Genomic DNA, 24,226 nt, shown 5'->3' on the forward strand with positions numbered 1-24,226 from the left:
GATGCGCGACGGCCTGTTGACCTTCAATCCGGAGGGCGCGCTGTCCGGCAGCGTGAACGCGAATGTGCCCTCGCTGAAAACGACCGGCGGCCTGCTCGGCCCGAGCTATCTGCTCGACGGCCATCTCGCGCTCAAGCTCGCGCTCGGCGGCACGGTCGCCAAGCCGAGCCTGACCGGCTCGCTGGTCGGCGACGGCCTGTCCGCGACGATGGTCGACCAGGGCGTGCAGTTGAAGGACGGCGTGGTGCGCATCGCGCTGTCGGAGAATCTGGTCGACTTCCAGCAGGTCGAGTTCCACGGCGCGAGCGGTACGCTGCGCGCCACCGGGCGCGTGCGACTGGACGGCGCGGAGCCCGATCTGACCGCGAGCATCGTCGCGGACAAGCTCGAACTGTTCGCGTCGCCGGATCGCAATCTGTCGCTGACGGGCAGCGCAAGCATCGCCAACGGCGGCGCGCAACGCGGCATGGCGATCAACGGCAAGTTCGTCGTCGATCACGCGTTGTTCGATCTGCCGGAGCAGGCCGCGCCGAGTCTCGGCGATGACGTCGTGATCGTGCGCCCGGACGGCACCACGTCAGGCGGCCGGCCACGGCCGGTGGCGGGCGGCGCCCAGCCGGTCGGGCCGTTTACGCCGAACGCCAATATCGAAATCGGGCTCGGCAATGACTTCCGCTTCCGCGGCCAGGGCGCGGATCTCGGCCTGACTGGCACGATTACCGCGATGAGCGCGCCGAACACGCCGCTGCGCGCGGTCGGCAACGTGCGCGTCACGCAGGGTTCGACCTATACCGCGTTCGGCCGCAAGCTGACCATCGAGAATGGATTCTTCACGTTCAACGGTCCGGTGACGAACCCCGGCATCAATATTCTGGCGATGCGCCGCAACCAGCAGGTCGAGGCGGGCGTTCAGGTGACCGGCACGGTTCAGTCGCCGGTGGCGCGGCTGGTGTCGGAGCCGAGCGTGCCAGATAACGAAAAGCTCTCGTGGCTGCTGTTCGGACATGGCACGGATCAGGGCAACAACCTCGGCCAGCAAAGCACGATGACGACCGCGCTCGCGCTGCTCGGCAGCGCGACCGGCAAGAGGATCGCGGAGACGGTCGGGCTCGACGAGTTTTCGATCGGCCGAAGCGATGTCGGACTAACCGATCCGCAGGTGGTGATGGTATCGAAGGCGATCAACGAGTGGCTCGTGATCGGCTACGAGCAAGGGCTGCAATCGGCAAGCAATGCGATCAAGGCGACCATCAACCTGACGCGCTACTGGTCGGTGGTCGCGTACGGCGGCACGTTCTATGGGGCCGACGTACTGTACACGCGTCGCTTTGACCGGTTCAAGTCGCTGTGGTGACGCGGTTGTGCCGATGTGGTGGGATGCGGCTGCGCGCATCACCACCCGCCGAATAAAAACGGCACGCTTTTCAAAGCGTGCCGTTTTTTCGTGTAAGCCCGTAGCCGGACGCCGCGAGCGATGCTGCCGCGCGTTACTTCACGCGCATGCCAGGCTTCGCGCCGCTATCCGGTTCGAGCACGTACAGGCCCGGTTCGGCTTTCTCATTCGCAGCCGATGCGGCCAGCACCATCCCTTCGGACAGGCCGAACTTCATCTTGCGCGGCGCGAGGTTCGCGACCATCACCGTCAGCTTGCCGACCAGTTGCTCCGGCTGATACGCCGACTTGATGCCCGAGAACACGTTGCGGGTTTTCTCTTCGCCGACGTCGAGCGTGAGTTGCAGCAGCTTGTCCGAGCCTTCCACCGCCTTGCAGTCGACGATCTTCGCAATGCGCAGGTCGATCTTCGCGAAATCGTCGATCGAGATCACGCCGGGCGTGTCGTCATGGTTGGCGGCGGCTTTCGCGGCCTTCGCCTTGTTCTTCGCGTCGGCCGGCGCCGGCGCTTGCGGTGCGGCTTGCAGCGAGTCGCGATTGGCCGCGAGCAGTGCTTCGATCTGCTTCGGATCGACGCGCGTCATCAGGTGCTTGTACGCGTTGATCGGACGCGTGGAGCTGAGCGGCACGTTGGCGTCGGCCCACACCAGCGGCTCGATGCCGAGGAAGCCTTCAACCGCTTCGGCCAGCTTCGGCAGGACCGGCTTCAGCGCGAGCGACAGCAGGCGGAACGCCTCGATGCTCACGCTGCAGGTTTCATGCAGCGCGACCGCGTTCGCCGGGTCTTTTGCCTGATCCCACGGCTTGGCGGTGTCGACGTATGCGTTGACCGCGTCGGCCAACTCCATGGTCTGACGCAGCGCGCGGTTGTACTCGCGCGCCTCGTAGTTCGCGGCGATTTGCGGCACGGCGGCGCGCAGCGTGGTGAGCAGCGGGTGTTGCATTGCGCTGTCCTGGACGCGGCCGTCGAAGCGCTTGATCAGGAAACCGGCCGCACGGCTCGCGATGTTCACGTACTTGCCCACCAGGTCGCTATTCACGCGCGCCTGGAAGTCGTCGAGGTTCAGGTCGAGGTCTTCCATCGTGCTGTTCAGCTTGGCCGCGAAGTAATAGCGCAGCCATTCCGGATTCAGGCCCGTGTCGATCACGCTTTGCGCGGTGATGAAAGTGCCGCGCGACTTCGACATCTTCGCGCCGTCCACGGTCAGGAAGCCGTGCGCGAACACGTTGGTCGGCGTGCGATGGCCCGAGAATTCGAGCATGGCCGGCCAGAATAGCGTGTGGAAATACAGAATGTCTTTGCCGATGAAGTGGTACTGCTCGGCCTTCGAACCCTGGCGGACCCACGCGTCGAAGTCGAGACCGCGCTTTTCGGCGAGGTTCTTGAAGCTCGCGTAGTAGCCCACCGGCGCGTCCAGCCACACGTAGAAATACTTGCCCGGCGCGCCCGGGATTTCGAAGCCAAAGTAGGGCGCATCGCGCGAGATGTCCCAGTCGGCGAGCTTGGCTTCGCCCGCGTCGCCGAGCCACTCGCGCATCTTGTTGGTGGCTTCCGGCTGCGCGAGGCCGCCCACCCACGCACGCAGGAAATTTTCGCAACGCGGGTCGGACAGGCGGAAGAAGTAGTGCGTCGAGGTCTTGCGGATCGGCGTGGCGCCCGAGACGACCGAATACGGATTGACCAGCTCGGTGGGCAGATACGTCGAACCGCATACTTCGCAACTGTCGCCGTATTGGTCTTTCGCCCCGCACTTCGGGCATTCGCCCTTGATGAAACGGTCCGGCAGGAACATTTCCTTGACCGGGTCATACGCCTGTTCGATGTCGCGCGCGTCGATCAGGCCCGCTTCTTTGAGCGCCAGATAGACGTTTTCGCTGAGAACGCGGTTTTCTTCGGAATCGGTCGAGTAGTAGTTGTCGAACGAAATGCCGAAGCTGTCGAAATCGCGCTTGTGTTCCTGCCAGACGCGCTCGATCAACTGCTTCGGCGTGAGACCTTCCTTCTCCGCGCGCAGCATGACCGGCGTGCCGTGCGTGTCGTCGGCGCCCACGTAGTAGACCTCGTGCCCGTGCATCCGCAACGTCCGGACCCAAATGTCCGTCTGGATATATTCGACCAGGTGGCCAATATGGATTTGCCCGTTCGCATACGGAAGGGCCGACGTGACGAGAATCTGGCGACGGCCTGACGGCGCGCCTGCGGAGAGATCGGTGGCGGGTGCTGACATAAGGATGGCGGGAGCCTGCGGTGGGACGAAACGTTGATTCTAGCAGGGCGGCCGCCCTGCGCGGGGTGGGCCGCGCGGGCGCGGGGCCGGCGAGTCGCGGCGCGCAAGCGCGCGAAAAGCGGGGATGCCGTGCGCCCAAAAAAAACCGGGGTGATTAAACCCCGGAGCAACAACGACAAGAGGAGAATGGTGACGCGGCGGCTTCGCCAGCCACGTACCGTAAAGACAGACCGCGGATTTTCCGCAGAGTTCGAAATTTTTTCGTTCCCGTGCGAGATTTTCTTTCCTCCGCTTTTTACGCCGGGCTGGGGGCCGCAGGCCAAGCCCCGGCGCCCGCTCGCGTCATTCTCCTGAAGCCTTGTCCTTATTGCGGTGCGTGCTGGGCGGTAGCGCGCAGATAGATTTCCACGCGACGGTTTGCCGCGCGGCCGGCTTCGGTGTTGTTGTCGCCGATCGGCTGGGTCTGGCCCATGCCGGTTGCCGACAGGCGCTGCGGGGCAATGCCGCGCTGCGCGAGGTAGCCGGTCACGCTCTGCGCGCGGTTGACCGACAGCGTCTGGTTATATTGCGGCGAGCCGGTGCTGTCCGTATGACCGACCACCGACGCGACGATCTCCGGATTCTGCTGCATGGTTTGCGCGAGCTGGTCGAGCACCGGTGCGAACGACGGCTTGATCGCGTAGCTGCTGGTGTCGAAGGTGACGGAACTCGGGATGTTCATCTTGAGCGAGCCGTCTGGCTGCTCGGTAATCTCGGTGCCGGTTCCCTTGGTGGCGCCCGACATGCGGTTGCGAATGTTTTGCCAGTTGTAGCCGGTGACGCCGCCCACGGCTGCGCCGACGCCCGCGCCGATCGCCGCGCCCTTGCCGCCGCCGAAGATCGCGCCCAGCGCCGCGCCGGTGCCGGCGCCCACGCCGGTGCCAACGGCGGTGTTAGTGCCCTGTTGCGTGGCACAGCCTGCCAGCACGGAGCCGGCAACGGCGAACACAGCCAGGCGAGTCATGATTTTTGCATTCATTTTCGATTCCTCTTGATTGAAGCGAATAAACCCGCAAATAGCCGTCAATTTATCCAGGCAACATGACGGCGGTACGGTAGAGCACGCGAAACAGGGGAAATCCTACCCTCTCTTCGCTCCGGTCCGACAGTGAAGAAGGGTCTTACGGCAGCGCACGGCGTGAGCCACTACAATAAAGGCTGAAGTCACGCAGTGATGCGACCCCATGGCGTTCCGCCTGCCCGAAGGGTGCCCGGGCCGCCTGGATTTCGCAATCCTGCCTAACAATTTCTTTCAAATTCCGGCGCGTGGCCGAGACTTCGATTCCACCGCGCCGTACGTGTTCCCCCACGGAGTGTCAATGAGTATCGATCGGGCATTGGTCGACGCTGCCCTCGCAGCCGTCACTGACCCCAACACCGGCTCGCCGTACGCGGCCGCCAAGAACATCCGCAACGTCGCCGTGGCAGGTGACGCCGTCAGCCTCCAGGTGGTGCTCGGCTATCCGGCCATGCGTCAGTTCGAAGCGATTCGCGCCCAGTTCACCGACGCGCTGCGCACCGTGCCGGGCGTCGGCGATGCGCGTGTCGACGTGTCCCAGCAAATCGCCGCGCATACCGTGCAGCGCGGCGTGAAACTGCTGCCGAACGTCAAGAATATCGTGGCGGTGGCGTCCGGCAAGGGCGGTGTCGGNGAGCACGACCGCCGTGAATCTGGCGCTCGCGCTGGCGAGCGAAGGTGCGTCAGTCGGCGTGCTCGATGCGGACATCTACGGCCCGTCACTGCCGATGATGCTCGGCATCACCGGCCGTCCCGAGTCGCCCGACGACAAGTCGATGAACCCGATGACCGGCCACGGCCTGCAGGCCAACTCGATCGGCTTCCTGATCGAGCAGGACAACCCGATGGTGTGGCGCGGCCCGATGGCCACTTCCGCGCTCGAACAGCTGCTGCGGCAGACCAACTGGCATGACCTCGACTATCTGATCGTCGACATGCCGCCGGGCACCGGCGACATCCAGCTCACCCTCTCGCAACGCGTGCCGGTGACGGGCGCGGTGATCGTCACGACGCCGCAGGACATCGCGCTGCTCGACGCGAAGAAGGGGCTCAAGATGTTCGAGAAAGTGGGTATTCCGATCCTCGGTATCGTCGAGAACATGGGCATGCATATCTGCTCGAACTGCGGCCACGAAGAGCATATCTTCGGCGCTGGCGGCGGCGAGCGGATGGGCAAGGAGTACGGCGTGGACGTGCTCGGCAGCCTGCCGCTCGACATCGCGATCCGTGAGCAGGCCGACTCGGGCAAGCCCACTGTCGTGGCGGACCCGAACGGGCGCATCGCGGAGATCTATCGCTCGATCGCGCGCAAGGTGGCGATCCATATCGCCGAGCGGGCTCGCGACATGACGTCGAAGTTTCCCAACATCGTCGTGCAGAACACCTGAACAGCCATTTGGACAAGGGGCCGAGGCGCCTATTTGCGCCTGGTCTCGCGGTATCATGTCGACTTCACAGGTTCGGCCCGGCGGCCGCAGGGGCGCCCGCCGGCCGGCAAGAGGATCGCATGGGAAAACGAATCGACGGGCAGGCGGTGCATATGTTCATCGTCCTGACTGCCAGCTGTGTGCTGTTGAGCGGCTGCAGCGCGTTCCTGAGACCACAGGAAAAGCGCGCCGACGCGCAGTTGCTGCCCACCGTGGGCAATCAGGCGCGCGGCCTCGTGACGTTTATCGAGCGCTCGGACGGCGTGCAGGTCACCTACAACCTCACGGGCTTGCCGCCCAATAGCGACCACGCATTGCAGGTCCACGAACGCGGCGACTGCAATGCCGCCGACGGCTCCAGCGCGGGCCCGATCTTTTCGCCGGCGGCCGAGCGTCTGAAGGTGGGTGCGCGGGCCGAGGGCGACCTGGCCAACATTCATGCGGATGCGAACGGCGTGGCCACCGGCTTCATCGTCGCGCCGGATGTCTCGCTCGACGGTATCCGTTCGGTATTGCAGCGCGCTGTGCTGCTGCATCACGACGCGGCCGATCCCTACGCTTATCCGCCGCATGGCGCCGGTTCCGCCATCGCTTGCGGTGTGATTCGCCAGTGAGCGGCGAGCCCTTCCGACATTGCCCACAGCAGCATCGTCGTGATCGCGTAAAATAAGCGCCTTCCGTTCGGGCGCGCGGCTGGAACCCGCAGTTGATGCCGGCGTCGAGCACCCGTCCGGAGCGTGGCAAGGCCCGTTCAAGCGGCGCGCCGCGCGGGCCGCAGACCTCGAAGGCGCCGCCCCATTGCCCGAAAGTCGCCCGGTTTCGCCGGGTTGTTATTCGTCACACACCTGTCATTCACGTCGAGCAGCGTTCACCTATGACCATCAAATCCGACAAGTGGATCCGGCGCATGGCCGAGTCGCACAACATGATCGAGCCGTTTGCGCCCGATCAGGTTCGCGTTTCCGAAGACGGCCGGAAGATTGTCAGCTACGGCACCTCGAGCTACGGCTACGACATCCGCTGCGCCGACGAATTCAAGATCTTCACGAACATCAATTCGACCATCGTCGATCCGAAGAACTTCGACGAGAAGTCGTTCGTCGATTTCAAGGGCGACGTCTGCATCATCCCGCCGAATTCGTTCGCGCTCGCGCGCACGGTCGAGTACTTCCGCATTCCGCGCAGCGTGCTGACGGTGTGTCTGGGCAAGTCCACCTACGCGCGCTGCGGGATCATCGTCAACGTGACGCCATTCGAGCCGGAATGGGAAGGCCACGTCACGCTCGAATTCTCGAATACGACACCTTTGCCTGCGAAAATCTACGCGAACGAAGGCGTCGCCCAGGTGCTGTTTTTCGAAAGCGACGAGATTTGTGAAACGTCGTACGCGGATCGCGGCGGCAAATATCAAGGTCAGCACGGCGTCACGTTGCCCAAGACGTGACGTCGGCAGCGCACTGACCATCAGCTATTCGGGTGACCGCTGCAATTTTCAGAATGCAGCGGTCGTTCTTTTTGGAGAATCGCCCATGAAGTTTCGTTTTCCCGTCGTCATCATCGACGAAGATTTCCGCTCCGAGAACATCTCGGGTTCCGGCATCCGGGCTTTGGCCGAAGCTATCGAGAAAGAAGGCGCGGAAGTGCTCGGGTTGACGAGCTATGGCGACCTGACTTCGTTTGCGCAGCAGTCGAGCCGCGCGTCGTGCTTCATCCTGTCGATCGACGACGATGAACTGCTGCCGTACGTCGACAACGTGGTCGTGGAAGGCGAGACGCCGGAGCTGGCCGCGGCGATCGTCGCGTTGCGCGCGTTCGTGACCGAAGTGCGCCGCCGCAACGCGGACATTCCGATCTTCCTGTACGGCGAGACGCGCACCTCGCGCCACCTGCCGAACGACATCCTGCGCGAACTGCACGGCTTCATCCACATGTTCGAGGACACGCCGGAGTTCGTCGCGCGTCACATCATCCGTGAGACCAAGGTGTATCTGGACTCGCTCGCGCCGCCGTTCTTCAAGGAACTGGTGCAGTACGCGGAAGAGGGTTCGTACTCGTGGCACTGTCCTGGCCACTCGGGCGGCGTCGCGTTCCTGAAGAGCCCGCTCGGCCAGATGTTCCATCAGTTCTTCGGCGAGAACATGCTGCGCGCCGACGTCTGCAACGCGGTCGACGAACTCGGCCAGCTGCTCGACCATACCGGACCGGTCGCGGCCTCGGAGCGCAACGCCGCGCGCATTTTCAGCGCCGACCACGTGTTCTTCGTGACCAACGGCACGTCGACGTCAAACAAGATCGTCTGGCACGGCACCGTTGCGCCGGGCGACATCGTGCTGGTGGACCGCAACTGCCACAAGTCGATCCTCCACGCGATCACGATGACCGGCGCGATCCCCGTGTTCCTCACGCCGACGCGCAACAACTTCGGCATCATCGGCCCGATTCCGCGCAGCGAGTTCGAGCCGGAAAACATCCGCAAGAAGATCGAGGCGAACCCGTTCGCGCGCGAAGCGCTCGCGAAAAACCCGGGCCTCAAGCCACGCATTCTGACGATCACGCAAAGCACATACGACGGCGTGATCTACAACGTCGAAATGATCAAGGAGATGCTGGGCGACTGGCTCGACACGCTCCACTTCGACGAAGCCTGGCTGCCGCACGCGGAATTCCACGAGTTCTATCAGGACATGCACGCGATCGGCGCGGGCCGGCCGCGCATCGGCGCGATGGTGTTCGCGACGCACTCCACACACAAGCTGCTGGCCGGCATTTCGCAGGCCTCGCAGATCGTCGTGCAGGATTCGAAGAACAGCCGCTTCGACAAGCACCGCTTTAACGAAGCCTATCTGATGCACACGTCCACGAGCCCGCAGTACGCGATCATCGCATCGTGCGACGTGGCCGCGGCGATGATGGAAGCGCCCGGCGGCCCGGCGCTCGTGGAAGAGTCGATCGCCGAAGCGCTCGACTTCCGCCGCGCGATGACCAAGGTCGACGCCGAATACGGCGACGACTGGTTCTTCAAGGTGTGGGGCCCGGACCAGTTCGCGGAAGAGGGCATCGGCTCGCGCGAAGACTGGATGCTGCGTCCGAACGACGCGTGGCATGGCTTCGGTCCGCTCGCCGAAGGTTTCAACATGCTCGACCCGATCAAGGCGACCATCGTCACGCCGGGTCTGGACATGGACGGCGGCTTCGGCGAGACCGGCATTCCGGCTGCGATCGTCACGAAGTACCTGGCCGAGCACGGCATCATCGTCGAGAAGACCGGACTGTATTCGTTCTTCATCATGTTCACGATCGGCATCACGAAGGGCCGCTGGAACTCGATGGTCACCGAACTCCAGCAGTTCAAGGACGACTACGACAACAACCAGCCGCTGTGGCGCGTGCTGCCCGAGTTCGTCGCGCATCATCCGATGTACGAGCGCGTCGGCTTGCGCGATCTGTGCCAGCAGATTCACAGCGTCTACCGCGCGAACGACATCGCCCGCCTGACGACCGAGATGTACCTGTCGAGCATGGAGCCGGCGATGAAGCCGTCCGACGCGTTCGCCAAGCTCGCGCACCGCGAGATCGACCGCGTACCGATCGACGAACTCGAAGGCCGCGTCACATCGATCCTGTTGACGCCGTACCCGCCGGGCATTCCGTTGCTGATTCCGGGCGAGCGCTTCAACAGGACCATCGTCAACTATCTGCGTTTCGCGCGCGAGTTCAACGAGCGTTTCCCGGGTTTCCATACGGACATCCACGGGCTGGTCGGTGAAATGATCAACGGGCGCATCGAATATTTCGTCGATTGCGTTCGCGCCTGACGATGCGAGGTCTGAAGTCCTGGCCGGGCGCCGCCAGTCGGCGGCGCATAGTCGGCGCGCTGACGTTGGCGTCGGCGGCGCTCCTCAGCATGCTGTCGCCCGTGGTGCAAGCCGAGGTCGCGGCCGCCGATCCGATCGACGCGTCGATGCGCTCGTGTCTCGCGCGCAGCGACATGTCGACGACGGTGGGACAGGTGCAGTGCATGGACAACGCGCGGATCGGCTGGAAGGCCGCGCTCGACAGCGCGTGGCAGCAGCTTCAGGCGAAGTTGCCGCCCGCGCGGCGCAAGCTGTGGGAGAAGAGCCAGACAAGCTGGCTCGCCTCGCGCGAGGCCGAGAAGCAGTTGCTGGCCGCGGTGTTTGCGACGACGCGCGGCACAATGTACGTGCTGGCCGAGGCCGACATGCAGTTGCAGCCGGTGCGCGACCGCGCGCTCGCGCTGCGCAGCGCAGTGGACAAGGCCGGCGGCCCGCCGCCGCGTCGTCCGCGCGCCTGTCGCGCCGATGCGCAATGCGAGCACGCGATGTTCGATCTGAACCGCTACTACCGCCGCTTGCAGTCGAAGATGCCGGCGCATTCGCGCCCCACGCTCGTGCGTGCGCAAAAAGCCTGGACTGCATATCTCACCGCCACCACGCCGGTGGTCGACGAGCGTGGGCGCATCGACATCATCGGCGCGCGGGTGGCGACGCTCAAGCGGTTGTCGGAGACGGTCGGCAACGACTGAGCGTGCACCTCGCCTGCGCCTCGCGCACGGTCAATCGAACAGATAATCTTCCGCTTGCCGGCTCGGCAACGTGCGTGCCGGCTCGCCGCGTAGATCGCGCAGCGCATCCTCGATCATGGCGGACATCGTGTTGAGTGCGAGGTCGTTGTCGTCGGTGCCGAAGGGTTCTTCGAGCTGCGATGCGATGGCTTCATGCGCCATGAACGTGTACGCAACGAATACCGCGAACACCGGCGTGAACACGCCGATGCTGTCGACCAGCCCGAACGGCAGCGACGCGCAGAAGAAATACACCGTGCGGTGAATCATCACCGAGTACGCGAACGGCAGCGGCGTCGAGACGATGCGCTCGCATCCGCCGATCACATCCGATAGTCCATTCAGGTTCCGGTCGAAGGCGAGCACCGCCATCGGCTCGATCGCGCCGGCCTGCGCCTGGCGCTGTACCCATTCGCCGAGACAGAGCAGCAGGGTCGCCGGTTTGTAGCGCGAGGCGATGACGCGCTCGAACAGTGGCGCGGGCAAGCGCGCGGCGAGGTCGTCGTGGGGGTCGCCCCTGCGGAGCTGGTGACGCAGCGCGTGAGGCAGCGCGCCGAGCGCGGCGAGAAATGCTTCGAGGTCTTCTTTCGGCAACGGCCGGGACGGCAGCGAGAAGACCTGACGCGTGAGCGAGCGCGACTCGTTCAGCAGTTGACCCCACAGCTTGCGGGCTTCCCACCAGCGATCGTAACTGGCGTTGTTGCGAAAGCCGAGGAACACCGCGAGCGCAATGCCGATCAGCGAGAAGGGCGCAGTCGTGTTGAGGTTCAGCGAGATCGGCAGCAGATGGTCGTGGGCGGCCAGTGCGACGATCGAGATGCAGAAGATCAGCGCGAGCCGCGGCAGCAACTGTGGGAGCACCGAACCTCGCCACGCGAGCAGCATGCGGAACCAATGGAGATGCGGGCGGATGATCATTGGGTTGAGCCGTCGGTCTCGAGCGATAGAGCGTCTATTATCGCTTGTTGTCCGGGCAGGAGCGCCGTGCGGGCGCGCGCTTGAGGCGGACATGACGCAATGCGAACAACGAAGCGGGCAACGACCAAGATCGCCACGGCGCGCGCATCACATTCGATACGCACGCCGTGGGCCATTCACCTTCACCGGCTCAATCGCGGGCGGCCGGGGCCGCGCCGTGGCTTAGCCAGTCCAGCACGGCGGTGGCGTCGTCATCGGCGCCCTCGCGCGCCTTGGCGACCGTCTCGGCGACGTCCGCTGCAGGCACTGCGCGACGAATCGCCACGCCGACCGCGAGAATATCGATCATTACCAGGTGCAGGATCCGCGAGATCATCGACAATTGCGACTCGCGAATCTCGATGTGATCGGTTTCGAGCGCAACAGTGGCGCGCTTGGCGAGCGGCGTATTGCTCGACGTGATCGCAATGACCTTCGCGCCGGCCTGCATCGCGACATCCAGCACGCGCAGCAACTCGGGCGCGCGGCCCGACTTCGAGACCGCCACGATCACATCGCCCTTGCCGAGCAATGCGGCGGAGGCTGCCTGCATGTACAGATCGCCGTACGCAATGGTCGGAATGCCGAAGCGGAAGAATTTATAGTGCGCGTCCTGCGCCACGATGTTCGAATTGCCGAGCCCGTAGAACTCGATGCGGCGCGCGCCGTTCAACAGATCGATCGCGCGTTCGACCTGATCGAAGTTCAGATGCTCGCGCAACTGCAGAATCGCCGACACGGTATTGTCCAGCACCTTCGCGCCGAAGTCCGTTGCCGTGTCGCCGAGATGCACCTGGCTGTGGCTCACCGGAATCGTGCCGGTCAAACCGGTCGCGAGCTTCAGCTTGAAATCCGACAGGCCCTGGCAGCCGAGCGAACGGCAGAAGCGGATCACGGTGGGCTGACTCACGTCGGCCTTGCGCGCGATATCGACGATCGGATCATTGATGATCGAGCGCGGATGGTTCAGCGCGAGATCGGCGACGCGGCGCTCGGCCGGCGTCAGCGCGTCGCGCATCTGGCGAATCCGCTCGAACACCGCCGACGAACTGCCGCCCGCGCGATTCGACAACTGCTCGGCGAGAATCGCGGAGACGCCGAGGAAGGCCGGATATTCGGCGGTGATCACATAGGTCGGCACGTTCTGCAGATACGCCTCGAAGCGGCCCTTCGCCTCGAAGCGCTTGCGAAACGACGAGCGCGCGAAGAATTCGCCGAGGCGCGGCACCACGCCGCCGCCGATGTAGATGCCGCCCAGCGCGCCCAGCGTCACCGCGATGTTGCCCGCGAAAGTGCCGAGAATGCCGCAGAACACGTCGACGGACTCGGCCGCGAGCGGCTCGCCTTCCAGCGCGCGCTTGACGATCTCGATCGTGTCGACGTTGCCCCCCACGCGCTTTTTGTCGCGGCCCGCGAGCGCGCGGTAGATTACTTCGATGCCAGGACCCGCGGCCACGCGTTCGAACGACACGTGCGACCACTTCTTGCGCGCGTACTGCAGCACGATGTCTTCACGTTCGTCGGCGGGTGCGAAGGTGGCGTGGCCGCCTTCACTGCCGAGCGCGATCCAGCGGTCGTCGGCGGGAATCAGGCCCGACACGCCCATGCCGGTGCCCGGGCCGAGCAGGCCGATCACGCTGTTCGGACGACGCGCGCCGCCGCCCACCTGGACGCGTTGCGCGTCGGTGAGGCCCGGCAGCGCCATCGCCAGTGCGGTGAAATCGTTCACCACCAGCAGCGTGTCGAAGCCGAGCGCGCGGCGCGTCGCTTCGATCGAGAAGCTCCAGTCGTGATTCGTCATGCTCACCTGATCGCCGTCGACCGGGTTTGCAATCGCGATCGCCGCATGATTCACGCGGCCGATCCTGTTGTCCTTCAGATACTTCTTGATGACCTCGGCGACGCCCGGATAGTCCGCACACGGATAGACCTGCACCGAGCCGATTTCGCCCGGGCCGGTCTCCAGCGCGAAGCGCGCATTGGTGCCGCCGATGTCGGCCAGAAGCCTCGGTCCGTCGGCGTGCTGGCCCGCGCCCGGTACAGCCTTAGTTTGCACACCAGTAGACATCGAGTCTCACTCCCTTGTCGTTTGCCAACTGCGAGATGGCATTTTTTTGTAGCGAAGCGGCGGCTGCATTGAGCACGTCCATCTTGCGCGGTCCTGCGATCAGCAAAAACAGGTGCTTCACTTCCTTCAGCGCGCAGAGCGACCAGCTCACGCGCGCATGCGGCGCGCTGCCCGGATGCACGGCGACGAAGCGCTCGGTGGTGGTGATCGCGTGATCCCATTCGGGCGCGTCCGCGAAGATCGACGCCGTGTGGCCGTCCTCGCCCATGCCGAGAATCGCGACGTCGGGCGCGGCGCTAAAGCGTGCGTCGGCGTTCAGCGCGGCGACGTGCGCATGCAGATCCTGCGCGGTGTCGACGAGCGGCCAGAAAGTCGCGTCCTTCGCGGCGTTCTGCAACAGCGTCGCGCGGACCAGTTGCGAATTGCTTGCGCTGTCTGTCTCGGGCACCCAGCGGTCGTCGACCAGCGTCACGGCAATGCGCGACCAGTCGAAGGATTGCGTGGACAACGTTTGCAGGAACGGACGCGGACTGCTGCCGCCAGACACGGCGAGCATGGCGGGGCGTGCGCTAGTAGTGGGCGTGCCGGTCGCGGCCGCCTGTGCGGCGAGCGACGCATGTAACGCGTCGCCAACCGCCTTCGCCAACGCGTCGGATTGGGCGCGTTGATCGTCGAAAGCGTGAAGCTCGATCACTTCTCCTCCGTGCTGCTTTTTTGTTAGATCTGCGGAATCTGCCGTACTGCTCTCGCGCAACGCCTGCAAGTGGGATGACTTGCAGGCGCCTTCGCGATACCGGCGCCATTCCGTTCAGTTCGTCGGTGGGTCTTACTCGGGCGTGGCGTGCGCTTCGCTCGAAGCTCACGCCACGTCGTGCGTCAATTCTCTTCTTCGAGCCAGCAGGTGCCGTGCTGCGCGAGCATCGCGCTCGCCGCGGCCGGTCCCCAAGTGCCCGCCGCGTACGGCTTGGGCGGCTTGGTCGAGGTCTTCCATTCGTTCAGGATCGGCTCGACCCAGCGCCATGCGGCTTCCTGCTCGTCGCGTCGCACGAACAGCGCGAGGCGCCCGCGGATCACGTCGAGCAGCAAACGCTGGTACGCCTCCATCTGCCCTTCGCGGAAGAACTTGTCGAACGCGAGGTCGAGGTGCACGCTCGCGAGGTTCATGCCTTCGCCAGGTTGCTTCGCGAGGCAGTAGAGGCGAATCGTTTCGTTCGGCTGCAGGCGGATCACCAGACGGTTTGCGCCGGCGCGCAGCGCGGAGGCGCCCAGCGCCGAATGCGGCACCGCGCGGAAATTCACCACGATCTCGGCGACGCGATCGGCGAGGCGCTTGCCGGTGCGCAGGAAAAACGGCACGCCGGCCCAGCGCCAGTTCTCGATCTCGACTTTCAGCGCCACGAAGGTTTCAGTGGTGCTGTCCGGCTTCACGCCGGCTTCGGTCGCGTAGCCCGGCACCGCGCTGCCGCGGATGCCGCCGGCATGATACTGGCCACGCACCGCGACCTTGCCGATTTCGTTCGGATCGATCGGCTTCAACGCGCGCAGCACGCGCAGCTTTTCGTCGCGAACCGAATCCGAGTCCATCGAGTGGGGCGGCTCCATCGCGACGATCGACAGCAGCTGCAGCAAATGGTTTTGCACCATGTCGCGCAATGCGCCGGTGTTGTCATAGAAGTCGCCGCGCGCTTCGACGCCGAGTTCCTCGGCGATCGTGATCTGGATGCTCTCGACCCACTCGCGGCGCCACAGCGGCTCGAACAGCGCATTGCCGAAGCGCAGCGCGAGCAGGTTCTGCACCGGCTCCTTACCAAGGTAGTGGTCGATCCGGTAGATCTGTTCTTCCGCGAAAATTTCGCCGACTGCGTCGTTGATTGCATTCGAGGACTTCAGGTCGTACCCGAGCGGTTTCTCGAGCACGATGCGCGCGTTCTCGTTGAGCCCCACCGACGCGAGCGCGTGGCAGATCGGCACGAACAGCGACGGACCCGTGGCCAGATAGAACACGCGGATGCCGGGCAAATCCTGAATGGCGTCGCGTAATTGCACGAAGTCTTCGGGGTTGCCGAGATCGATCTTCACGAACTCGATGCGCGCGAGGAAGCTCGTCCATGCGGCTTCGTCCACACCGTTCTTCGACACATGCGGCTTGACGTGTTCGTTCACCCACTGCAGATACTCACCGCGATTCGCCGCGTGCCGCGCTACCGCGACGATCTTGCCGCTGTCCGCGAGCATGCCGCCCGCACGGTGCGCTTCAAACAGTGCGGGCAGGATCTTGCGCATCGACAGATCGCCGGTCCCGCCGAAGAGAACGAAGGTGAAGCTTGAATCGGTTTGCATGAGTCTCCGTCGATGTCCTGGGGCCGCCGCGCCGAGCGCGCAGTGTTCGAAAAGGGCGACCGTAGTCCGATAAAATATTTTTTGACACTGAATTGTAGTTTAACTACAATCCAAATCAAGAGGTAACGCTAATTCGATGAAAAAAGCGTGCGCTGTTCGGCAACTTGCGCGGTTTTTCGAATCGGCGGGCGTCCCTGCATGTTAACGGACATTGCCTGTCGGCACGTGCCAGCCTGCCCGGCGGCCCTTACGGAAGTCCGGGTAGGGGAGCGGCTGGCGGGTGGCTGGCCGGGTCGACTTGCAAGGCACCTCGAGTCTGCCGCGCGCGACGCGGGCAGGCAAAAATCAAAAGAGGAGACAGACAGTTGCATCCCAAACCACTCATCTCTTGAGCTTCTAGCGGCCGGACAACGGTCCGCCGGCACATGCCTCGCGCATGCGCCCGACCGTGCTCGATCGCCCAGTGTTTTGCCTGTTTGAACCAACCACAGCACCCTGGCGACATCAGGGGCCATTTGTTTTTTGTTCAGGTGTCTGGAGGAGATAAGCAATGAAATTTCGCGCGATCATGGGCGCTTTGTGCGCTGCGGGTCTGATGTGTGGCGTCTCGGCGGTGCAGGCTGCCGAGTCGGTCGAAGTGTTGCACTGGTGGACTTCGGGCGGCGAATCGAAAGCCGTCGGCGTCCTCAAGGACGACATGACGAAGCAGGGTTACACGTGGAAGGACTTCGCGGTTGCGGGTGGCGCCGGCGCGGCAGCCATGACGGCTCTGAAGACGCAGGTGATCTCGGGCAACGCACCGAGCGCCGCGCAGATCAAGGGTCCGCTGATCCAGGACTGGGCTTCGCAGGGCGTGCTGGTGCCGATCGACTCGGTCGCCGGCGACTGGAAGAAGAACCTGCCGCCGGAAATCGACAAGATCATGCACGCGGACGGTCACTATGTCGGCGCACCATTCGGCGTGCACCGCGTGAACTGGCTGTACATCAACAAGGCTGCACTCGAAAAGGCGGGCGGCAAGGTCCCGACCACGTGGCCTGAGTTCTTCGCGGTGGCCGACAAGATGAAGGCCGCGGGCATCCAGCCGGTTGCGATGGGTGGTCAGCCGTGGCAAGACCTGACGCTGTGGGAAGACGTCGTGCTGTCGCAAGGCGCGGACTTCTACAAGAAGGCGATCGTCGATCTCGACGAAAAGACGCTGACGTCGGAGAAGATGATCGGCGTGTTCGACACGGTCCGCAAGATCCAGGGCTACTTCGACGCGGGCCGCACGGGCCGTGACTGGAACCTCGCGACCGCGATGGTCATCAACGGCAAGGCCGGCATGCAATTCATGGGCGACTGGGCGAAGGGCGAATTCACCAACGCCGGCAAGAAGTCGGGTTCGGACTTCATCTGCGCGGTCGTACCGGGCACGGACAAGGGCTACACGTTCAACGTCGACTCGTTCGTGTTCTTCCAGCAGAAGGGCCAGAAGGCGGCAACGCCGGGTCAGCTCGCGCTCGCGAAGACGATCATGACGCCGGAGTTCCAGGAGCAGTTCAGCCTGAACAAGGGGTCGATCCCGGTGCGTCTCGGCGTGCCGATGGACAAGTTCGACGACTGCGCGAAGAAGTCGTACGCGGATGAACAGGTCGCGATCAAGGCGGGCGGGTATGTGCCGTCGCTGGCGCATGGCATGGCGCAACCGGATGCAGCAGCCGGCGCGATCTCCGACGTGGTCACGAAGTTCATGAACTCGCAGCAGGATTCGAAGAGCGCAGTCCAGGCGCTCGCGAAGGCAGCGAAGACCAAGTAAGCGAAGTAAGCGAAGCGGCGCGCCCGGTGGCTTCCTGAGGAAGCGCCGGGCGTGTTCTTCAGACCGCCGGCTGCCGCGCGTGCGTTGTATGCGGCTTGCAGGCGGCTTCACCCTGGTTTCATAGAGTCACACCTATGCCGTCGGCGCCTCGTGTCATTCGTGCGCGAGCATCCCGGCGGTACAGTTTCAGCAGGAGTCGAGTAGTGACTGCTTCTATCAGCGGAAACGGGAAAACGGCCAGCGCCGCCCGCCGCGCGTCGCCCATGGCGGCCCTTGCCGATCGCTGGATTCCGAAGCTGGTGCTCGCACCCAGCGTCGTGATCAGCCTGATCTTCGTGTATGGCTTCATCGCAATCACCGGGTTCTTGTCGCTGTCCACTTCGCGACTGATGCCGCGCTATGAATTCGCCGGCCTCGACCGTTATCGCGAGCTGTTCGCCAACGACGTGTTCTGGACGTCGGCGGCGAATCTCGGCTGGTTCGGCATTCCGTTCATCGGCATCTGTATCGGCCTCGGCCTGTTCCTTGCCATCCTGCTCGATCAGCAGATCCGCAACGAAGGCGCGCTGCGCGCCGTGTTCCTTTATCCGATGGCGCTGTCGTTCATCGTCACGGGCACGGCATGGCAATGGATCATGACGCCGAGCGTCGGCCTCGAAAAGGTGTTCCACGACTGGGGCTGGACGAGCTTCTCGTTCGGCTGGCTTGGCGACCCGGACAAGGCGATCTTCTGCGTCGTGATCGCGGCCGTCTGGCAATCCACCGGCTTCGTGATGGCGCTCTTCCTCGCGGGCCTGCGTGGTGTCGACGGTGAAATCTTCAAGGCCGCGCAGATGGACGGCGCGAACCTGCCCACCATCTACCGCAAGATCGTGATTCCGAGCATGCGACCGGTGTTCTTCTCCGTGTTGCTGATTCTGTGTCACATCACCATCAAGACCTTCGACCTGGTCGTCGCGTTGACCGCGGGCGGTCCGGGCACGTCGACGTCGCTGCCGGCTATTTTCATGTACACGTTTTCGTTCAATCGCGGGCAGCTCGGCGTCGGCGCGGCATCGTCGATGATGATGCTCGCCACCGTCGTGGCCGTGCTCGTGCCGCTGATGTATCTGGAATCGAGGAGCACCCGCAATGCAGCCTAAGATGACGATCAGCCGTGCCGTCATTTACGCGGCCCTGCTTCTGTTCGCCCTGTATTTCCTGTTCCCGCTGTACGTGATGCTGTCGACGTCCTTCAAGGACATCGACCAGCTGCGCACCGGCAACCTGCTCACGCCGCCCACGCACTGGAGTATCGATCCGTGGATCAAGGCATGGAGCGGCGCCTGTACCGGCGTGCGTTGCGACGGCATGCAGCCGTTTTTCATGAACTCGGTGCGCATGGTGATTCCCGCCGTGCTGATCTCGTCGATCATCGGCGCATTCAACGGTTATGTGCTCACGCACTGGCGTTTCCGCGGCGCGGACCCGATCTTCACGATGCTGCTGGTCGGCTGCTTCATTCCGTTCCAGGCGATCCTGCTGCCGATGGCGCGCTTCGAAGGCATGATGGGCCTGTCGAACACGACGAGCGGTCTGGTGCTGGTGCACGTGATCTACGGTATCGCGTTCACGACGATGTTCTTCCGCAACTTCTACGTCAGCATTCCGGCTGAACTCGTGAAGGCGGCGCGCATCGACGGCGCGGGTTTCTTCACGATCTTCACGAAGATCCTGCTGCCGGTCTCGCTGCCGATCTTCATGGTGTGCCTGATCTGGCAATTCACGCAGATCTGGAATGACTTCCTATTCGGGATCGTGTTCTCCGGTGTCGATTCGATGCCGATCACGGTGGCGCTGAACAACCTCGTGAATACCTCGACCGGCGTGAAGGAATACAACGTGGACATGGCCGGCGCGATCATCGCCGCGTTGCCGACCCTGCTGGTCTACATCATCGCCGGACGCTATTTCGTGCGCGGCCTGACGGCCGGCGCAGTCAAGGGCTAAACCCCGGGCCGCGGGCCAAACCATCCGAGCGCGGCGGCGCTTCAGGAAAACAGCGCCGCCGTCACCCGACAAGACGTTTTCAGGCAGTACCAGAGACAAGAGGATTCACAGCATGGCAAGCCTTTCCATCCGTGACGTGTACAAGACCTACCCGAACGGGGTGCCGGTTCTGAAGGGTGTCAATATCGACATCGAAGACGGCCAGTTCCTGATTCTGGTCGGCGGCTCGGGCTGCGGTAAGTCGACGCTGCTCAACATGATCGCGGGCCTCGAGACCGTGACCAAGGGCGAGATCCAGATCGACGGCAAGACGGTCAACAACCTGTCGCCGAAAGATCGCGATATCGCGATGGTGTTCCAGTCGTACGCGCTGTATCCGTCGATGACGGTGCGCGAGAACATCTCGTTCGGCCTGAACATCCGCAAGGTGCCGAAGCAGGAGCAGACGCAGATCGTCGATCGCGTGTCGAACACGCTGCAGATCACGCACCTGCTCGACCGCAAGCCGGGCCAGCTGTCCGGCGGCCAGCGTCAGCGCGTGGCGATGGGCCGCGCGCTCGCGCGCGATCCGGTGATGTTCCTGTTCGACGAACCGCTGTCGAACCTCGACGCGAAACTGCGTATCGAGATGCGGTCGGAAATCAAGCTGTTGCATCAGCGCCTCGGCACGACGATCGTCTACGTGACGCACGATCAGATCGAGGCAATGACGCTCGGCGACCGCATCGCGGTGATGAAGGACGGCATCGTGCAACAGTTCGGCGCGCCGCAGGAAATCTATGACTCGCCGTCGAATCTGTTCGTGGCCGGCTTCATCGGCGCACCGCCGATGAACTTCATTCAAGGCAAGCTGGTGGAGCAGGGTGCGGGCGTCGGCATCGAACTGGATACGGGCGTTGCCCGCAAGGTGCTGAACCTGCCGTTCGACTCGGCGAAGGTGAAGTCGCACGTTGGCCGCGAAGTGATTCTCGGCCTGCGCCCGGAGCGCATCACCGACGCGCGCGGCGCGCATGGTGACAACGCGCAACTGCAGCCGATCGAAGTCAAGGTCGACGTGATCGAGCCGACCGGCCCGGATACGCTGGTGTTCGCGCAGGTCAACGGCAAGCGCATCGTGAGCCGTGTGCACCCGGCGTCGAACCCCCAGCCGCTGGCGAACACCACGCTGCTGTTCGATACGTCGAAGGCGGTGCTGTTCGATCCGTCGAACGAAGAGCGGATTGCCTGAAACGCGTGCTTCGCCGCGTAGTTTGACGCTTGAAAAAAGCCCCATGCGTTTCGTTACGCATGGGGCTTTGTTTTGGGCGCCTGCTTTGTCGCCGCTTACGCGTCCGGGATGCGCAGGTCCGGGTTGTTATGCGACAGCTCGCTGACCCAGTCGATGAACGCGCGCAGCCGCGAACTCAGATTGCGGCGGTGCGCGTAGAGGATCGACAGCGGTGTGCCCGGGCTCGTGTAGTCGGTGAGAATTTCCTTGAGCGCGCCTTGCTCGATCAACTCGGCGACCATGAAGCGCGACGGCTGGATGATGCCGTGGCCGAGCGCGCCCGCGCCGATGTAGACCGAGCCGTCGTTGACCGCGAGCACGCTTTTCATCGTCACCTTGGCGATCTCGCCGTCCACCTGGTATTCGAACGGGAAGGTCCGGCCGGTGCGCGCGGAGACGTAGTTGACGGCGCGATGTTCCGCGAGTTCGTCGAGCGTGGTCGGTGTGCCGTATTTCTCCAGATACGCAGGCGACGCGCACGTCACGATGCGCGCCTCGCCGATGCGTTTCGCGACGAGGCTCGATTCCTCCGGCGTGCCCATGCGGATCACGCAATCCACGCCGTCCTGGATCAGATCGATGTTGCGATCGGCGAGGCCGAGCCGCACGTCGATCTCCGGGTATTGCCGGTAGAAGTCGTCGAGCGCGGGCAGCAGGAGCGCGCGGGCGAGTGTGCCCGACGTATCGACGCGGATCGTGCCGGCCGGATTTTCGCGCTTGTTCGACAGCGACGATTCGGCGTCGGCGACTTCGGCGAGGATCTGCACGCAGCGCTCGTAGAACGACGCGCCGTCTTCGGTGACGCTCACCTGGCGCGTCGAGCGATTCAGCAGGCGCACGCCGACGTGCTCCTCCAGCGCCTGGATCGTGCGGCTGACTTTGGCGCGGGGCAAATCGAGCGATTCAGATACTTTGGTGAAGCTGTTCGCCTCGACCACACGCGTAAATATCTCCATCGCTTCGAAACGGTCCATGGTGTGCCTTATGAGTGATGGCTGAAGTGGCTTTTGAGGTGGAGTTTACAGGGTGGAAATATTGTTGTCGCGATGGGGGGATGCGGTGTTGCGCGGTTGCGGTTGGGGCGGATTCTGGCCGATCGCCAGGATGGGCGGGCGAGAAAGCCTCTTTGCGGGTTCCGCCAGGCCGCTTCGCACCGCGCACGACACATTGCGCCCGTGCGCGCGCCGGCTCGCGTGCGTGAGTGTCGCTCAGTCGCTGTCAGTCACGCTCCGGCGCACCGAGCGGAAACAGCGGACGATACGGCCGCGCTTCGTCGACCGCGCGTGCGAACGACGGCCTTGCCAGCAGCCGCTGACGGTAGGCACGCACCTGCGCGAAGGCGGGATCGATCGGGTGCGTCCAGTCGGCGTAGAAGAGAAACGGTGCGGCGGCGCAGTCGGCGAGGCTGAAGGTGTCGCCGGCAGCCCAATCGCGCTCGGCCATCACCTTGTCGAGCCAGCCGTAGGCGGTGTCGAGCATCGCCCGCGCGTCGGCCACCGCGCGCGGATCGCGCTCCGGCTCGGGGCGCATGTGGTCGTAGACGATCTTTTGCTGCGGCGTCGAGATGTAGTTGTCGAAGAAGCGGTCCATGCTGCGCACTTCCAGCGCGGCGCGAGCGTCGGCGGGCAAAAGAGGCACCGGCCCCGGATGATACAGGCCGAGATATTCGATGATGATGCTCGCCTCGACCACGGTCCGCTCACTGTCCAACAGCACCGGAAAGCGCTTGATCGGCCAGAGCGCGGCGAACTCCGCCATGGTTGACGGGTCGTCGTGCGCCAGCAGGCGCAGCTCGAACGGCGTGCCGTTTTCGTAGAGCGCCGTCAACACCTTCTGGCAATACGAGGAGAACGGGTGGGCATAAAGCTTGAGGGGCATCGCGGTCACCTTTGACGGTTGCAGGGCGCGCCGTGGCGCTACGACGGCAGCAAGGGCCGTTTACCCCACGACGAACGACGCTGATGAAAATCGACAGCCATGTGGGAGGGTGCAGTGCGGCCAACGCCACGAACTCCGCGAATCGCGCCGTCCACAAGCCTGCGCACCGACGCCCAAAGACCCACACCATTGCGCGCTCAATGCGGCAAGCGCACATCGAATCGGTACGTCACCAGCCTTGCGAGCAGAATAAACGCGGTCGCGACCAGCACGCTATACACGGTGTCGAAGTTCACGTAGTCCAGCAACACATACAGCCAGCAGCCGACGAACGCACAGGTCGCGTAGGGCCGCGAATCGCGCAGGATCAGCGGCACCTCATTGCACAGCACGTCGCGGATCACGCCGCCGAACACACCCGTCAGCACGCCCATCATCACCGACGTGAACCACGGCATTTGCGCGTCGTGCGCGATCGACGTCCCCGCGATACTGAACAGGCCCAGCCCGATGGCATCGGCCACCAGCAGCACCCGTTCGGAGAGCAGGCGCGAGGTCATCTTCAGCAGTGTCGGCGCGAACAGGGACATCACGAAGATCGCGATCAGATAGCCCTGATGCTGGACCCAGTAGAACGGCCGGCGCTCCAGCAACACATCGCGCAAGGTGCCGCCGCCGAACGCCGTGGCGATCGCCACGAGGAACGTACCCACCGCGTCGAGCCGGCGGCTGCGGGCTTCGATGAAGCCGGAAATGGCGTACGCGAAAATAGCCAGCGCTTCCATGATGGTCAGCGCCAGTGTGAGCCTCGGATGGATCACTGTGACTCCGTCAAGGCTTGGCGTGAGGCGGCGATGCGCCCGGCTGCAGCAGCACGACCACCGCGCCGGCGCCGCCATCGTGCGCACGCGCCTGGCAGAACGCGATCACCTCCGCCTTTTGCACCAGCCACGCGCGCACCTTGCCCTTGAGCACCGGTTCCTTGCCGATCGATCCCAGGCCCTTGCCGTGAATCACGCGCAAACAGCGCAAGCCCCGCTTCACCGATTCGCGGATGAACTCGGCGAGCGCCTCGCGCGCTTCTTCGCGCCTCATCCCATGCAGGTCGATTTGCGCTTGCACGATCCAGTCGCCGCGCCGCAGCTTGCGCACGACTTCCTGACTGACGCCGGGGCGGCAATAGGAGAGCGTTTCGTCGGTTTCGAGCAGCACTTCGGGGTCGAATTCGTCGGAGATCGCTTCG

Annotated in this window: 19 protein-coding genes and 1 pseudogene; 10 read left to right on the forward strand and 10 right to left on the reverse strand. The window is 63.9% G+C overall.

Going from position 1 to position 24,226, the window contains the following annotated elements; all coding sequences use genetic code 11:
• A partial coding sequence (locus CIC12_RS20365) for a translocation/assembly module TamB domain-containing protein (RefSeq protein WP_174772115.1) occupies positions 1–1,354 on the forward strand: 1,354 nt, incomplete at its 5' end.
• A 133-nt stretch (positions 1,355–1,487) separates the two neighbouring features.
• Here CIC12_RS20365 and metG read toward each other — a convergent pair.
• Both metG and CIC12_RS20375 read right to left on the reverse strand, forming a co-directional pair.
• Positions 1,488–3,620 carry a methionine--tRNA ligase gene (metG, locus tag CIC12_RS20370; protein ID WP_168666379.1) on the reverse strand — a complete coding sequence of 711 codons (2,133 nt, stop codon included), beginning with the start codon at positions 3,618–3,620 and terminating at the stop codon, positions 1,488–1,490.
• A 364-nt stretch (positions 3,621–3,984) separates the two neighbouring features.
• Positions 3,985–4,638 carry an OmpA family protein gene (locus tag CIC12_RS20375; RefSeq protein ID WP_168666381.1) on the reverse strand — a complete coding sequence of 218 codons (654 nt, stop codon included), beginning with the start codon at positions 4,636–4,638 and terminating at the stop codon, positions 3,985–3,987.
• A 340-nt stretch (positions 4,639–4,978) separates the two neighbouring features.
• Here CIC12_RS20375 and apbC point away from each other — a divergent pair.
• The 5 genes and pseudogenes from apbC (at position 4,979) to CIC12_RS20400 (ending at position 10,647) form a co-directional block, all read left to right on the forward strand.
• Positions 4,979–6,065 (forward strand): annotated as a pseudogene (gene apbC / locus CIC12_RS20380) (iron-sulfur cluster carrier protein ApbC).
• A 119-nt stretch (positions 6,066–6,184) separates the two neighbouring features.
• Positions 6,185–6,718, forward strand: coding sequence for a superoxide dismutase family protein (locus tag CIC12_RS20385; protein WP_168666384.1), 534 nt, complete (start codon positions 6,185–6,187; stop codon positions 6,716–6,718).
• 260 nt (positions 6,719–6,978) lie between these two features.
• Positions 6,979–7,548, forward strand: a complete 570-nt coding sequence (dcd, locus tag CIC12_RS20390; protein ID WP_028200499.1) for a dCTP deaminase — start codon at positions 6,979–6,981, stop codon at positions 7,546–7,548.
• Positions 7,549–7,633: 85 nt separating this feature from the next.
• Positions 7,634–9,919, forward strand: coding sequence for an Orn/Lys/Arg family decarboxylase (locus tag CIC12_RS20395; RefSeq protein ID WP_168666386.1), 2,286 nt, complete (start codon positions 7,634–7,636; stop codon positions 9,917–9,919).
• 2 nt (positions 9,920–9,921) lie between these two features.
• Positions 9,922–10,647: a lysozyme inhibitor LprI family protein gene (locus tag CIC12_RS20400; RefSeq protein ID WP_168666388.1), complete on the forward strand. Its 726-nt coding sequence runs from the start codon at positions 9,922–9,924 to the stop codon at positions 10,645–10,647.
• A 30-nt stretch (positions 10,648–10,677) separates the two neighbouring features.
• Here CIC12_RS20400 and CIC12_RS20405 read toward each other — a convergent pair whose 3' ends face one another.
• The 4 genes from CIC12_RS20405 to zwf form a co-directional block, all read right to left on the reverse strand.
• Positions 10,678–11,604, reverse strand: coding sequence for a bestrophin family protein (locus CIC12_RS20405; RefSeq protein WP_168666390.1), 927 nt, complete (start codon positions 11,602–11,604; stop codon positions 10,678–10,680).
• A 190-nt stretch (positions 11,605–11,794) separates the two neighbouring features.
• Positions 11,795–13,711 carry a bifunctional transcriptional regulator/glucokinase gene (locus CIC12_RS20410; protein WP_168666392.1) on the reverse strand — a complete coding sequence of 639 codons (1,917 nt, stop codon included), beginning with the start codon at positions 13,709–13,711 and terminating at the stop codon, positions 11,795–11,797.
• Positions 13,689–14,405, reverse strand: coding sequence for a 6-phosphogluconolactonase (gene pgl / locus CIC12_RS20415; protein ID WP_168666394.1), 717 nt, complete (start codon positions 14,403–14,405; stop codon positions 13,689–13,691). The genes CIC12_RS20410 and pgl overlap by 23 nt, the downstream gene beginning before the upstream one ends.
• Positions 14,406–14,587: 182 nt before the next feature.
• Positions 14,588–16,051, reverse strand: a complete 1,464-nt coding sequence (gene zwf / locus CIC12_RS20420; RefSeq protein WP_168666396.1) for a glucose-6-phosphate dehydrogenase — start codon at positions 16,049–16,051, stop codon at positions 14,588–14,590.
• Positions 16,052–16,601: 550 nt separating this feature from the next.
• On the opposite strand from zwf, the gene CIC12_RS20425 reads away from it, so the two are divergent.
• The 4 genes from CIC12_RS20425 (at position 16,602) to CIC12_RS20440 (ending at position 21,066) form a co-directional block, all read left to right on the forward strand.
• Positions 16,602–17,849, forward strand: coding sequence for an ABC transporter substrate-binding protein (locus CIC12_RS20425; protein WP_168666398.1), 1,248 nt, complete (start codon positions 16,602–16,604; stop codon positions 17,847–17,849).
• 203 nt (positions 17,850–18,052) lie between these two features.
• On the forward strand, positions 18,053–18,991 hold the full coding sequence (locus tag CIC12_RS20430) for an ABC transporter permease subunit (RefSeq protein WP_168666400.1): 939 nt from the start codon (positions 18,053–18,055) through the stop codon (positions 18,989–18,991).
• Positions 18,981–19,838: a carbohydrate ABC transporter permease gene (locus CIC12_RS20435; RefSeq protein WP_168666402.1), complete on the forward strand. Its 858-nt coding sequence runs from the start codon at positions 18,981–18,983 to the stop codon at positions 19,836–19,838. Before CIC12_RS20430 ends, CIC12_RS20435 begins: the two co-directional genes overlap by 11 nt.
• Positions 19,839–19,950: 112 nt before the next feature.
• Entirely contained in the window at positions 19,951–21,066 is a 1,116-nt protein-coding gene (locus tag CIC12_RS20440; RefSeq protein WP_168666405.1) for an ABC transporter ATP-binding protein, read from the forward strand.
• A 95-nt stretch (positions 21,067–21,161) separates the two neighbouring features.
• On the opposite strand, the gene CIC12_RS20445 is transcribed toward CIC12_RS20440, so the two are convergent.
• The 4 genes from CIC12_RS20445 to CIC12_RS20460 form a co-directional block, all read right to left on the reverse strand.
• Positions 21,162–22,079: a LysR family transcriptional regulator gene (locus CIC12_RS20445; RefSeq protein WP_168666407.1), complete on the reverse strand. Its 918-nt coding sequence runs from the start codon at positions 22,077–22,079 to the stop codon at positions 21,162–21,164.
• Between the two features lie 244 nt (positions 22,080–22,323).
• Positions 22,324–22,983, reverse strand: coding sequence for a glutathione S-transferase family protein (locus CIC12_RS20450; RefSeq protein WP_168666409.1), 660 nt, complete (start codon positions 22,981–22,983; stop codon positions 22,324–22,326).
• A 197-nt stretch (positions 22,984–23,180) separates the two neighbouring features.
• The gene (locus CIC12_RS20455) at positions 23,181–23,801 is read right to left on the reverse strand and encodes a TRIC cation channel family protein (RefSeq protein WP_168666411.1); all 621 of its coding nucleotides are present in this window, start codon (positions 23,799–23,801) and stop codon (positions 23,181–23,183) included.
• Between the two features lie 13 nt (positions 23,802–23,814).
• The coding region (locus CIC12_RS20460) for a Smr/MutS family protein (protein WP_174772117.1) at positions 23,815–24,226 on the reverse strand (412 nt) is incomplete at its 5' end.

This window comes from Paraburkholderia sp. SG-MS1 (assembly GCF_012275575.1).
Classification (GTDB): Bacteria; Pseudomonadota; Gammaproteobacteria; order Burkholderiales; family Burkholderiaceae; genus Paraburkholderia.

Excerpts from the sequence above, each read along its gene's own strand:
- CIC12_RS20435 (WP_168666402.1), top strand. The coding sequence starts at position 18,981 with ATGCAGCCTAAGATGACGATCAGCCGTGCCGTCATTTACGCGGCCCTG.
- CIC12_RS20395 (WP_168666386.1), top strand. The coding sequence starts at position 7,634 with ATGAAGTTTCGTTTTCCCGTCGTCATCATCGACGAAGATTTCCGCTCC.
- CIC12_RS20450 (WP_168666409.1), bottom strand. The coding sequence starts at position 22,983 with ATGCCCCTCAAGCTTTATGCCCACCCGTTCTCCTCGTATTGCCAGAAG.
- CIC12_RS20385 (WP_168666384.1), top strand. The coding sequence starts at position 6,185 with ATGGGAAAACGAATCGACGGGCAGGCGGTGCATATGTTCATCGTCCTG.
- CIC12_RS20445 (WP_168666407.1), bottom strand. The coding sequence starts at position 22,079 with ATGGACCGTTTCGAAGCGATGGAGATATTTACGCGTGTGGTCGAGGCG.
- dcd (WP_028200499.1), top strand. The coding sequence starts at position 6,979 with ATGACCATCAAATCCGACAAGTGGATCCGGCGCATGGCCGAGTCGCAC.
- CIC12_RS20405 (WP_168666390.1), bottom strand. The coding sequence starts at position 11,604 with ATGATCATCCGCCCGCATCTCCATTGGTTCCGCATGCTGCTCGCGTGG.
- CIC12_RS20375 (WP_168666381.1), bottom strand. The coding sequence starts at position 4,638 with ATGAATGCAAAAATCATGACTCGCCTGGCTGTGTTCGCCGTTGCCGGC.
- CIC12_RS20440 (WP_168666405.1), top strand. The coding sequence starts at position 19,951 with ATGGCAAGCCTTTCCATCCGTGACGTGTACAAGACCTACCCGAACGGG.
- zwf (WP_168666396.1), bottom strand. The coding sequence starts at position 16,051 with ATGCAAACCGATTCAAGCTTCACCTTCGTTCTCTTCGGCGGGACCGGC.
- CIC12_RS20410 (WP_168666392.1), bottom strand. The coding sequence starts at position 13,711 with ATGTCTACTGGTGTGCAAACTAAGGCTGTACCGGGCGCGGGCCAGCAC.
- metG (WP_168666379.1), bottom strand. The coding sequence starts at position 3,620 with ATGTCAGCACCCGCCACCGATCTCTCCGCAGGCGCGCCGTCAGGCCGT.
- CIC12_RS20425 (WP_168666398.1), top strand. The coding sequence starts at position 16,602 with ATGAAATTTCGCGCGATCATGGGCGCTTTGTGCGCTGCGGGTCTGATG.
- CIC12_RS20400 (WP_168666388.1), top strand. The coding sequence starts at position 9,922 with ATGCGAGGTCTGAAGTCCTGGCCGGGCGCCGCCAGTCGGCGGCGCATA.